Origin of the sequence: Streptomyces phaeoluteigriseus (assembly GCF_001896135.2) — a bacterium.
Lineage (GTDB): Bacteria > Actinomycetota > Actinomycetes > Streptomycetales > Streptomycetaceae > Streptomyces > Streptomyces phaeoluteigriseus.
The window spans coordinates 1,319,503-1,331,267 of the sequence record NZ_MPOH02000011.1 but is presented as its reverse complement, the minus strand read 5'-3'; the positions used below and the strand labels follow the sequence as shown (position 1 = coordinate 1,331,267).

The 11,765-nt window shown below is 73.5% G+C and carries 9 protein-coding genes and 2 pseudogenes; 7 read left to right on the top strand and 4 right to left on the bottom strand.

Going from position 1 to position 11,765, the window contains the following annotated elements; all coding sequences use genetic code 11:
* Window positions 1-303 precede the first annotated feature (303 nt).
* From BM536_RS17130 to BM536_RS17115, 4 genes are all read left to right on the top strand, one after another.
* Window positions 304-2,319, top strand: coding sequence for a DUF1996 domain-containing protein (locus tag BM536_RS17130; protein WP_094103143.1), 2,016 nt, complete (start codon window positions 304-306; stop codon window positions 2,317-2,319).
* A gap of 175 nt (window positions 2,320-2,494) precedes the next feature.
* Window positions 2,495-4,222, top strand: a complete 1,728-nt coding sequence (locus tag BM536_RS17125; RefSeq protein WP_094103106.1) for a hypothetical protein — start codon at window positions 2,495-2,497, stop codon at window positions 4,220-4,222.
* A 142-nt stretch (window positions 4,223-4,364) separates the two neighbouring features.
* Window positions 4,365-5,747 carry a diacylglycerol/lipid kinase family protein gene (locus BM536_RS17120; RefSeq protein WP_245873533.1) on the top strand — a complete coding sequence of 461 codons (1,383 nt, stop codon included), beginning with the start codon at window positions 4,365-4,367 and terminating at the stop codon, window positions 5,745-5,747.
* Window positions 5,740-6,333 carry a phosphatase PAP2 family protein gene (locus BM536_RS17115; RefSeq protein WP_073498246.1) on the top strand — a complete coding sequence of 198 codons (594 nt, stop codon included), beginning with the start codon at window positions 5,740-5,742 and terminating at the stop codon, window positions 6,331-6,333. Before BM536_RS17120 ends, BM536_RS17115 begins: the two co-directional genes overlap by 8 nt.
* 17 nt (window positions 6,334-6,350) lie before the next feature.
* Here BM536_RS17115 and BM536_RS17110 read toward each other — a convergent pair whose 3' ends face one another.
* The gene (locus tag BM536_RS17110; RefSeq protein ID WP_094103104.1) at window positions 6,351-6,986 is read right to left on the bottom strand and encodes a class I SAM-dependent methyltransferase; all 636 of its coding nucleotides are present in this window, start codon (window positions 6,984-6,986) and stop codon (window positions 6,351-6,353) included.
* A gap of 216 nt (window positions 6,987-7,202) precedes the next feature.
* Between BM536_RS17110 and BM536_RS41250 the strand changes: the two genes are divergently transcribed.
* Window positions 7,203-7,376: a hypothetical protein gene (locus BM536_RS41250; RefSeq protein ID WP_170109919.1), complete on the top strand. Its 174-nt coding sequence runs from the start codon at window positions 7,203-7,205 to the stop codon at window positions 7,374-7,376.
* A gap of 71 nt (window positions 7,377-7,447) precedes the next feature.
* On the opposite strand, the gene BM536_RS42895 is transcribed toward BM536_RS41250, so the two are convergent.
* The 3 genes and pseudogenes from BM536_RS42895 to BM536_RS17100 form a co-directional block, all read right to left on the bottom strand.
* A complete protein-coding gene (locus BM536_RS42895) occupies window positions 7,448-7,750 on the bottom strand; it encodes a C40 family peptidase (RefSeq protein WP_245873531.1) in 303 nt (100 codons plus the stop codon).
* A 962-nt stretch (window positions 7,751-8,712) separates the two neighbouring features.
* Window positions 8,713-9,063 carry a hypothetical protein gene (locus BM536_RS41245; RefSeq protein WP_170109903.1) on the bottom strand — a complete coding sequence of 117 codons (351 nt, stop codon included), beginning with the start codon at window positions 9,061-9,063 and terminating at the stop codon, window positions 8,713-8,715.
* A 384-nt stretch (window positions 9,064-9,447) separates the two neighbouring features.
* A pseudogene (locus BM536_RS17100) lies at window positions 9,448-9,780 on the bottom strand (helix-turn-helix transcriptional regulator); the annotation flags it as partial.
* A 125-nt stretch (window positions 9,781-9,905) separates the two neighbouring features.
* Between BM536_RS17100 and BM536_RS17095 the strand changes: the two are divergent.
* Both BM536_RS17095 and BM536_RS42890 read left to right on the top strand, forming a co-directional pair.
* Window positions 9,906-10,667, top strand: coding sequence for an anti-sigma factor antagonist (locus tag BM536_RS17095; protein ID WP_079275214.1), 762 nt, complete (start codon window positions 9,906-9,908; stop codon window positions 10,665-10,667).
* Window positions 10,668-11,230: 563 nt separating this feature from the next.
* Window positions 11,231-11,734, top strand: a pseudogene (locus tag BM536_RS42890) (hypothetical protein); the annotation flags it as partial.
* Window positions 11,735-11,765 lie beyond the last annotated feature (31 nt).

The following is an 11,765-nucleotide window of genomic DNA, read 5'->3' as shown; positions in this document are numbered from 1 at the left end:
CCGGCGCCGGACGGTGCCGTGGCCGTCCCGGACACGGCGGACCGCCCGCCCCGCCCGCCGCCGAGAGCCCGTCATCCAGGGCCGACGCCCCGGTAAACCTGGATGTCTGAGAAACTTCCAAGAATCCGTGGGGCGGTTGAACACTCCTCGCTCCGGCCGCGTATTGAGCCGTGGGGATCTCATGTCCTGGCCGCCGACGACGTTTTGGAGCACTTCGTGGGACACACAAGGCGCAGGCGCCCGACGGGCGGACGACGAGCGACGTTCGCCGCGGTCGCGCTGATGCTCGGCGGCGGGGGGTTGATGGCCGCGAATGTCTACGCCTCCGCCACCGAGGACGACCAAGGGCCCTGGACCTCTGGTTCCGTCACGATCGACTGTCCGGACGTGGGCAGTCGGCTGACCTCGGTTCCGGACGCCGCGGGCGAGGAGGTGGACCGCGAACTCGCCCTGCTCGACCAGCAGATCGCCGCGGCCTACCAGCAACTGCAGAATTCGGCCCAGGCCGTGCGCGACGACGCCGGCTTCGCCGACAACGCGGTGATGAACCCGTTGAAGGAGAAGCGCGCCGCGACCATCGAGCGCATCGGCATCGCCATCGACCGCGTGGCAGACCGACCGGAGGGCCTCTCCGACCTCGCCGCCTGCACCCTGCGCACCGCCGACGACAACGCGGGCGAGGAAGCCGGGGGCGACGGCGGAGACGGCCAGAACCAGGGAGACGGCCAGCAGGGCGGAGACGGTCAGCAAGGCGGAGACGGGCAGCAGGACGGCGGCGAAGGCGACGGCCAGCAGGACGACGGAGGCGGCGAAGGCAACGGCGGGCAGGCGGGCAACGGCCCCGTGGCCGCCGACTTCGTCGACATCACGACCGTGCAGCCCTCCCAGCAGGCGGCCGACCCCGGTGCCGGCCCCTCCAAGGGCACCTTCGCCACCAGCTGCGGAGTCAACGCCAACGGCCTGTTCAACTCCGACAACGTGATCGTCGCGCCGGGCGTCACCAACGGCGCCCACCACTTCCACGACTACGTCGGCAACCAGGCCAACGACGCCTTCGCCTCGGACGACGACCTCGCGAACGGCGAGACCACCTGCGTCGACCAGGGAGACAGGTCTTCGTACTTCTGGCCCGTGCTGCGGCTGCAGAACGGCACCCAGGAGCAGGACGCACAGTCGCCCGGCGGCGGCGTCGAGGGCAACGCGGGCGAGATCGTCACGCCCAAGGAGGTCACCATGACCTTCGTGGGCAACCCGCGCTCCGAGGTCACGGCCATGCCCCGGCTGCTGCGCATCATCACCGGCGACGCCAAGGCGTTCGTCAACGGCACGGCCAACGCCAACGCCTCCTGGAGCTGCACCGGCTTCGAGGACCGGCAGTTGAAGGACAAGTACCCGGTCTGCCCGGCCGGCAGCGACGTGGTGCGCTCGTTCCGCTTCCAGAGCTGCTGGGACGGCAACAACATCGACAGCGCCAACCACCGCACGCACGTGGCGTTCGCGGCGGCGGACGGCAGCTGCCCGGCCGGCTTCAAGGCCATCCCGCAGCTGGTGCAGCGCATCGTCTACGACGTCGACGCGCCGAGCCTTCAGGACGGCGGCCGTACGACACCGCTGTTCGCGGTGGACTCCTTCCCCGAGCAACTGCACAAGCCGGTCACCGACCACGGTGACTTCATCAACGTCTTCGACGAGGACCTGATGAACGAGATGGTCGCCTGCATCAACGAGGGCCGCACCTGCGGCGCCGGCGGCAACGGTGGCGGCGGCGACAACGGCGGCGGTGGTGGTGACGACGCCGGTGGTGACAACGGCGGCGGTGCCGACAACGGCGGCGGTGGTGACAACGCCGGCGGTGACAACGGCGGTGGCGCGGACCAGCCCGGCCAGGACCAGGGCCAGGACCAGGGCCAGGACCAGGGCCAGGACGACGGCCAGCAGCAGCCCCCGGCCCAGAACCCCGCGGAGCCCTCGACCGAGCCCGCCGCGGGCGGCGCCGGCTCCGCCGACACCCCCCGCACCGCCGAGCCCCGCGTCTACACGAAGCCGAGCGCCAAGTCGACCAAGCCCGCGGCGGAGACCCCCGCCCAGGACACCGGCGCCAAGGGCGAGATCGGCACCCCCGCGACGGCGGCCCCGGACGGGAGCCCGGACCAGAGCCCGGTCGCGGCGGACACGGGTGACACGCCGTCCGTAGTGCCCGCACCGCAGGCCCAGGGCGGCCTGGCCGAGACCGGCGCCGACCTGTGGCCGGCGGCAGCCGGCGCGCTGCTGCTGATCGGCGGGTTCGTCATCCTGCGCCGGTCGGCGAAGCGTACGTAAGCGAGTTCCCGCCGAGGCAACCGCCGCGCAAGGGCACGAACGGGTGCTTCCTGACGCGAGAGGCCGCCCCGCCACCGGGCCGCACGGGTATATGTCGCTCGGAGTGACCGCACAGGTCACTCCGGGCGGCACCGGCCCCGGACCGGCGGGGCGACCGCGCGACGAGGGGAGCCCCATGCAGCACACGCCCAGCGATCCGGGCACGGACACCGATCCGGAGTACTACGACCTCGGCAGCCACCGCCGCACGGTCACCACCTCCTCCGCCGAGGCCCAGCGCTGGTTCGACCGCGGCCTGGTCTGGTCGTACGCCTTCCACCACGAGGAGGCGGTCGCCTGCTTCGAGCGCGCCGCCCGCGCCGACCCCGACTGCGCGATGGCCCACTGGGGCATCGCCTACGCGCTCGGCCCCAACTACAACAAGCCCTGGGAGTTCTTCGACGACCAGGACCTCGCACGGACCGTGGAGCGCACCCACGCGGCCGTGGAACTCGCCCACGGGAAGGCCGTACACGGCACTCCCGTCGAACGCGCCCTCATCGGCGCCCTGCGCGCCCGCTACCCGCAGGAACGGCCCGCCGAGGACTGCTCGGTGTGGAACGAGCCCTACGCCGACGCCATGGCCGCCGTCCACGCCCTCGCCCCCGACGACCTCGACGTGGCCGCCCTGTACGCCGACGCCCTGATGAACCTCACGCCCTGGCAGCTGTGGGACCTGCGCACCGGCGAACCGGCCGAGGGCGCCCGCACCCACGAGGCGCGGTCCGTGCTCGACGCGGCGCTCGCCACGGAGGCCGGCGCCCGCCACCCCGGCCTGCTGCACTTCCACGTCCACCTGATGGAGATGTCCCCGACTCCCGAGACCGCCCTGACCGCCGCCGACCGCCTGCGCGACCTCGTGCCGGACGCCGGCCACCTCCAGCACATGCCCTCGCACCTGGAGGTGCTGTGCGGCGACTACCGGGCGGTGGTGTCGGACAACACGCGGGCCATCGCCGCCGACGAGAAGTACGTGGCCCGGGCCGGCGCGATGAACTTCTACACCCTCTACCGTGCCCACAACCACCATTTCAGGATCTACGGCGCGATGTTCCTCGGCCGGTCGCAGGTAGCCCTGGAGGCCGCCGCCCGGCTCGAGGAGTGCCTGCCGGAGGAACTGCTGCGCGTGGAGAGCCCGCCCATGGCGGACTGGCTGGAGGCCTTCCTCGCGATGCGGGTCCACGTGCTGATCCGCTTCGGCCGCTGGGCCGACATCCTGACTCTTCCGGAGCCCGCCGACCCGCGGCTGTACAGCACGACGACCGCGATGCGGCACTACGCCCGCGGCGTCGCCCTCTCCGCGACCGGCCGCGTCCCCGAGGCGGAGGCTGAGCGGACGCTGTTCCGGGCCGCCGCCGCCCGGGTCCCGCAGACCCGCATGCTGTTCAACAACACCTGCGCGGACATCCTCGCCATCGCCGCCGCCATGCTCGACGGCGAACTGGAGTACCGCAAGGGCCGGCACGAGGCCGCCTTCGCCGCCCTGGAACGCTCGATCGAACTCGACGACAGCCTTCCCTACGACGAGCCCTGGGGCTGGATGCAGCCCACCCGGCACGCCTACGGCGCCCTGCTGCTCGAACAGGGCCGGATCGCCGAGGCGGAGGCCGTCTACCGCGCCGACCTGGGCCTCGACGACTCGCTGCCGCGTCCCTCCCAGCACCCCGGCAACGTCTGGTCCCTGCACGGTCTCCACGAATGTCTCGTCCGGCTGGGCAAGGACGGCGAGGCGCGGATCGTCGCCCAGCAGCTGAAGTTCGCCGCGGCGCTGGCGGACGTACCCGTCGAGGCGTCGTGTTTCTGCCGTCTCGACACGGCTTACGGGACCCCGGGCGCGAGCGGCTGCTGCGGCATGGACAATTGACCGATCGCCCGTCCGGGATGCCGAGCCGCCCCGCCGTCCCCACGATGGACGCAGGAGGCGGTACCGGGCAGTCCGAGCGGACGGGTAGGCGATGGCGCAGGCCACGCGGAACAGGGGGACCTCGGACCATGGCGGGCGCAGGGTGAACGAGACACGCACGAAGAGAACGGCGGGTACGAACCGCCCGTCCGGCGGGATCGGCCGAGCCCGCGGCTGGGCGCGGCTGGCCCTGGCGCTGGTCGCGGGCTGCGCCGCCGTCGTCTTCTCGGGCCTCCTCGACTCCGGCGGTTGGCTGATCCTGCTCACCGGGTTCGCCGGGCTCGCGCTGGCCGGGGCCGGCGTCTGGTGGATGCTGGCGCACCGCGGCGGTGCCCGGCTGCTGGGCGGCCTGCTGGCCGTGGCCGCACCCGTGGGGGTCATGGTGCTCTACGCCGCCTCCGGCCTGTGGGTCGTGGCCGTCGGCGCACTCGCCCTGTGGGCCGCGGCGCTCGCCTCGGCCCGCTCGGCGCTGCGCAGTCTGCGCCGTCCGCGCGGCATGCACACCCGCAAGGCACCGCCCCCGAAGCGCCCGGTGCTGCTGATGAACGTGCGGTCGGGCGGCGGCAAGGTCGAGAGGTTCGACCTCGTCAAGCGCGCCGAGGCGCTCGGCGCCCGCGTGATCGTGCTCGGCCCGGACACCTACCCCGACCCCGTGGAGGTGGCCCGGCAGGCCGTGGCCGACGGCGCCGACCTGCTCGGCGTCGCGGGCGGCGACGGCACCCAGGCGCTGGTGGCCTCCGTGGCCGCCGACCACGGACTGCCCTTCCTGGTCATCGCCGCCGGGACCCGCAACCACTTCGCCATGGACCTCGGCCTGGACCGCGCCGACCCGGTGCACAGCCTCGAAGCCCTCACCAACGGGGTGGAACTCCGCGTCGACCTCGGCGACGTGGGCGGCCGCCCCTTCGTCAACACGGTGTCCTTCGGGGCGTACGCGGAGATAGTGCAGAGCCCCGAGTACCGCGACGCCAAGGCCGCCACCGCCCTGGAGCACCTGCCCGACCTGCTGGCGGGCGAGGGCGGCACCGTCCTCGACGTCCACACCGACGACACCCACCTGTACGCCCCGCAGGCCCTCCTCGTCAGCAACAACCCCTACGCCCGCGCCGACCCGCTCGGGGGCGGGCGCCGCCCCCGTCTGGACACCGGACAGCTCGGGGTGATCGGCGTCCGCGTGGAAGGCCCGGGGCAGGCCGCCGAACTGGTCCTGCTCGGCGAACGCGCCAGCGGGATCACCTCCGTGACGTCCCGCCGGGTCACCGTGGAGGCTTCCGAGGGCCACATCCCGGTGGCCGTGGACGGCGAGGCGCTCGACCTGCCGGTGCCGGTCGTGTGCACGCTGCGGCCCCGCGCGCTCCGGGTCCGGGTGCCCCACCACCGTCCGGGCGCCCCCTACGCGCCGCCGACCGTCGACTGGCGGCGCATCGTCGCCCTCGCACTCGGCCGCACCGACACCCGAACGACCCAGGAGACGCACGATGTCTGACCACCGAACCGAGCCACGCGTCCGCATGCCGCACCTGGTCCGCGACCTCGCCACCCTGGACCAGGCCCTGTACGAGACGGTCACCATGACCAGGACACCCACCCTGGACACCGCCCTGCGCCGGCTGTCCGCGGCGGCGGACCACTCCAAGCTGTCCTTCGCCGTCGCCGGGGTGCTCGCGCTGAGCGGCGGCCGGGCCCGGCGCGGGGCCGTCCTGGGCGTCGCGGCCGTCGGTGTGGCCTCGGCCAGCGCCAACCTGCTCGGCAAACGCCTCGTCCGCCGTCCGCGCCCGCACCGCGCCGTCGACTCGCCGTTCCCGGGCCGGCACGTGCCGATGCCGGACTCGGCGTCGTTCCCGTCCGGGCACACCGCGTCGGCCGTCGCCTTCGCGGCAGCCGTCGGACCGGCCTTCCCGGTCGCCGCCGTCCCGCTGGGCCTGCTCGCCTGCGCGGTCGGCTACTCGCGCGTCCACACCGGCGTGCACTACCCGGGCGACGTCGTGGCGGGCGCGCTCCTCGGGACGGGGTCGGCGGCCCTGGTCCTGGCGGCTGCGGCCCGGCTGGACGGGCTGAGGACGGGACGCTGAGCCGCGACCGGCCCCGGCTACTCCCGTCCGCAGTGGAGGAAGACGTGGGGCTCGGGTACGGCCTCGGGGTGGTCGGGGGTGAACAGCAGGTTCTCCTCGGCGAGCACCGTCAGCCCCGCCCCCGTCACCATCTCGACGAGATCGTCGCGGGCGAAGCTGGTGACCCGCACCGGCTGCCCCATGAACACCGCGTCCACGCCCTCCACGTCCAGCGGCACGGTGGCGAGGACGAGGCTGCCGCCCGGCAGCAGGGCCCGCGCCAGCCGGCCGACCAGAGCGCGCTGCTGGGCCCGGTCCATCTGGAGCAGTGAGAAGTACACGCAGACCGCGTGGAACGAGCCATTCTCCAGCGGCAGTTCACGCACGTCCACGCACCGGAACGCCGCGTCGGGGACCTGCCGGGCGGCGAGGGCGACCATGACGGGGGAGACGTCGACGCCCAGCACGTCGTGCCCGGCGCCCACCAGGGTCTCGGCCGTCGGCCGGCCCGTCCCGCTGCCCACGTCCAGCACCCGGCTGCCCGGCGCGAGCCGCCCGAGCAGCCACTCCAGCGAGCGGTGATGGGCCTCCGCGTGCGCGAACGCCTTCTCGTACGCGGATCCCAGCGCGTCGAACACCGCCGCCGCGCGCCGCTTCTCGTCCTCGTCGGTCACGCCGGCCTCCCGTGGTGGTGGGCGGGTCCCGCGCACGCGCGGCCCTGACGGCGCCTCAGTGTAGGGCCGGGGTGCGGTGCCGCGGGCGGGTTCCCGGAAGCGGCCGGAATCCGAGTTTCCACTACCGTCAGTAACATGATCCACTCTCCTTCTGAGGTGGGGCTACTGGCCGGTAGCCAAGGCCCCGCGACCGTCGTTCCCTTCGGAGGACCCCCGATGACCTCGCCCGAGGAAGCCCTGCAACAGGCCCGCGCCACCTACGAGGAGCACGCCCGCACCTGCCGGCAGTGCCACTTCGACGCCGTGCCGTGCGCGGTCTCGAAGCATCTTCTGCGCGCCTACAACAACGCTCGCCGAGGGCAGATGCGGGCGAACTCGGCCGCGCGTTGAGCGATTTTCGTCACACCGGGTGACCGCGTGACCGGGTGACCGGGGCGGGCGGGTGAGCGGGGCGGGCGGCGTCAGGCGGGCCGTACCGCTCCGCGCAGTGCGCCCTCGCCCAGGGCGTGGACCGACTCCTCGCGGATGGCGGCACCGGGGCCCGGGGCGTGGATCATCCTGCCGTCGCCCGTGCACAGACCGGTGTGGCTCAGGTCGTCGAAGAAGAAGACGAGGTCGCCGGGGCGCAGATCCTCCAGGGTGACCCGGGGGAAGGCCCGCGCCTGGTCGAGTGCCGTCCGCGGCAGCGTCACCCCCGCGGCCCGCCAGGCGGCCTGGGTGAGGCTCGCGCAGTCGTACGACTCCGGCCCCGTGGCACCCGTCACGCAGGGCCGCCCGATCTGGGCGCGGGCGAAGGCGAGGGCCTTGTCCGCCTTGCCGAGGTACCCGGCTCCCGTCGCGTGGGTGGTGAGGCCGAGCGGGGCGGGAGCGGGGGCAGGGGCGGGGGCGGTCGGGGAGCGTGAACTCCGGCAGTGGCAGGCCCAGTTCGGGGGCGGGCAGAGGGAACTCGGGCACAGTGAAGGCGGGTTCGGGCGTCGGGAGCGTGGCGTGGACCGGCTGGGGCGGGACGGTCGGGGCGGTGATCCCCGCCGTGGGCGCGAGCAGGTCGCCGTAACTGGCCGCCAGGAGGCCGTTCTCCGGCTCCGGGAAGGCGTTCGAGGGCGGCGTGATCGGGGGTTGGGGCACGGCGAAGCCGGAGGTGGGGGCAGGGAAGTCGTACGAGGACACGGCGAAGCCGGTCGCGGGGGCGGGGGAGTCGTACGAGAGGAGGCCGGAGTCCGGCGTGGGCAGGGGGAAGCCGGTCCCGGCCATGGCGAGAACGGCGTGCTGGCCGGTCGACGTGAGGGCCGTGCTGCCGGTGTCGGCGTGCTGTCCCGCCCAGGTGTCCGTCTCCGGACGGTGGGCCTGCTGTCCCGCCCAGGTGTCCGTCTCCGGACGGTGGGCCTGCTGCGGCCCGGTGTCCCAGGTCTGCTCGACCGGCCACGACTCGATCGCGGGCAGCGACGGCGTGGCCTGCGGGACGGCGCGGGCCAGCACCTCGCGGGCGGCGGCGAGCTTGCGCCCGATCCTCTCCTTGCCGCTGCGCAGGAACGCCTGCGGCGCGGCCGGGGCGGAGGAGGGGGCCGAGGTGGAGAGGGAGGCGGAGGCCGGGGCCGGCATCAGCGCCCTGGGCTCCCGTGGCGGGGCCTCGATGGCCGCCGGCAGCGCGGCCACGGCCCGCCCGGTCAGCTCCGGTGCAGGCCTGCCGCCCGCCTCCGGCTCCCGGACGGCTCCGCCGGACGGCAGTTCAGGCGTGCTCCGCGGGGCGCGCGGCGAGTGCCGGACGGTCGGGCACGGCGGGCAGGTTGGCGGGAGTGGTCGGTCCGACCCGGCTGCGCGCCATCTCGAACCACTGACGGGTCACGGCCTCCAGCGAGGGATCGGCCGCCGGCCGCCCGCTGTTGGCGACCGAGGTGACGGTCCGGCGACCGCCCCTGCCCGATCTGGCGCGGGTGGCGTTGAAGGTGCCGGTGTCGCTCTCGGCCCGGTCGTACAGGGCGCTGACCCGCTGCTGGATCTCCGCGCGGCTCGGTGTGCCGGCGTCCTCGATGCGTGCGGAACCTGTCCCTGGGGGGAGCGTGGTGCGATCCGTCGCCATGGAAGACGTACTCCTTCCGTACTCCGCCGGCCGAGTGGGCGGTGGATTCGGGAGCGGTCCTTGCAGCAAGGTACTCCCGCGCTCCCCGCCCTGTGGGGCGGTCGAGCATCTCACCCCGGGGTGGACGGTCCCGGCTCCGGCCGCGGCACTGCTGTCACGGACTCGGCGGAGGTCGCGCGGCCGGCGGGGTTCGCCGGAGTCGGTCGTGCGGCCTTGCGTCAACCTAGCCAACTTGTGTGACTGGTGTGAAGATTCAAGCGTTAAATGTCCGATACGTATTCGTGACCTTGGTCTCTCTTCGCCGCAACCATGTTTGGACCGGCCCGACTTGACCGGTACGCCCGGCCGTCGTGGTCGCGTCGCTGGTCCGGCGCGCGCACGCCTCCGTCGGCCTCCGGTTCGGGGCGGGGTGCGGTCCGCCTCGTCCTGGGCGAGCAGTGAGAGCAGGGCCGCCACCGTCAGTCCCGCCTCGGCCGGGTGGCGCAGCACCTTGTCCGGTTCGATCCGGTAGGTGTTGCCGCGCCCCTCCCGGGTGTGGGACAGGTAGCCGTCCTGCTCGAGGTCGGCGATGATCTTCTGGACGGCACGTTCCGTCAGCCGGCAGTGTGCGGCGATGTCTCGGATCCGGGCGGTCTGGTTGTCCGCGATGACCGCCAGCACGCGGGCATGGTTCGTCAGGAACGTCCATCCGGTGTGCGGTTCGGGCACTCCTTCCATGGGGTCATGGTAGGGCCTGTCATTCACGTAAACAAACGCCAGAACTGAATTTCGTGTATCAGTTGACGTATGACGGGTATCGGCGTGAGCCTGGGACGGTGAGGAGAGTGACCGGGGAGGCGGTCATGGCAGAGCCTGCGTACGACGCGGAACGCGACGCGGGGGCGGCCTGCGGCTTGCGGGCCGGGGCGGGCGGTGCGCCGCCGCACACCCGGCCGCTGCCCGAGATCGCCCTGCGCGTGGTCGGCGAGCGGGTGGCCGTGGAGATCCGCGGTGAGCTGGACCTGGGACGCGCCGAGCAGCTGGAGCACGCCCTGCGGGCGGCGCTGGCCGCGGCCGTCGGTGCGGTGGACCTGGATCTCGGCGGGGTCACGTTCTGCGACTGCTCCGCCCTGAACGTGCTGCTCGAACTGCACGAGCGCGGCCTGCGGCAGGGCACGCCGGTCGTCATCCGCTCGGCCGCCCCCGTGGTCGAACGGCTGCTCGACCTGACCGGCACCGCCCCCCTGTTCGCCGGCACCGAACCCGGTCCCCACCGTGGCGACGACACCCCCCTCCCTGTTCCGCCGGAAGACCGTGGCGGGGAACACGACCTGCGTGTCGAGGTCGTCCAACTGCGGCGGGCCATGCAGACCCGCCCGGTGATCGACCTCGCCCGCGGCATCCTCATGGCCTCCTTCGCGCTGAGCGCGCAGGACGCCTGGCGAGTCCTGGTCGACGCCTCCCAGCACAGCAACACCAAGCTGCACCACCTCGCCCACGACCTCGTCGGCGCCGTGGAGGGAGACCCGCCACCGCAGGCCGTACGGGAACAGGTCGCGGCTGCCGTCGCCCGTGTCCGGTCCACGTCGCAGGCGACGGAAGAGGCCGGCCGCGTCGACGAGTGACCCGACCACGACGGCCGTGGCCCTCACGGACAGAGGCGCCGGCCTGACTCGGACGGCACGCTCCTTCTCGCCGTTCTCGCTGCCGGTGCCCTGTGGGCACGCACCACCGACGGTGAGCGGCACGTCGATCCGGCGACTGGTGCCCTACGGCTCAGCCCCGTGCCCGCGATCGCCGCGCTCGCTCTCGCCGACGCGCACCGCCGGGAAGTCCGGCGCCGCGCAGCCCGATTGACAGGACCTCGCAGATGAGGCCAGGGGCTGCGCCTCCCGCTCCGGTCGGTCGGGTGGGACCACCACCGGGACGCCGGACCCGCGGCCGGGTGGCCTCGACCCCCGCCGTGCCAGGACGCCTCGACAAGGGACTTCGGCAAGGTGCTTCGGCAGGTACGGCGAGGTGGTGTCGACCGTGCATCCGCTGTCGCGGGCGAGGCACACCACGGCGACGGGCGTTGTCAGTGGTCACCGGTAGCTTCGTTCTTGTCGCACCGACTCCGGTGCGACAGCCCCCCTGCGCTGCGCCGACCTGGCGCGACCGGGCTTCGTGCTGCAAAGGAGATGGTGCGTTGTCGGACTGGGAGAAGTCGAGCACGGCCCGGGTGGTGCCGCCCGCGCGGCCCCGCAAACTCGCCAAGGTCCCCTTCGTCGAACTGGCCGACGGACGCCTCCAGGGCGTCGTGTCCAGCGGCTCGGACATCGAGCGCGTGTACGTCTCCTCGGTGGCCGCCGGGACCTACGCGTTCGCGTGCAGCACCAACAACAACCGTCCCTGCGGCGGTGCCCGGGGTTCGTTCTGCAACCACATCCGCGCCCTGATCACCGAGGCCGTCCTCCAGTACGGCGCCGAGCGCGTCGCCCGCTATCTGCGCGTCGAGCCGGCCGGCGGGGAGGCGACGGTCCCCGGCATCACCGACGCCATGACCGCCACCCGGCCCGCCCCGGCCGACGGCAAGACCGCCGCGGCCTCCGTCTTCAGCCGGTTCCTGCGGCACCTCGCCTACCTGGAACTCGAGCCCACCACCGCTCCGTTGCCCGAGATGCAGTGGTTCCCGCCCACCAGGACGGCGGCCGACGCCCCAGAACCCCCGCGCGCGGCCGAGC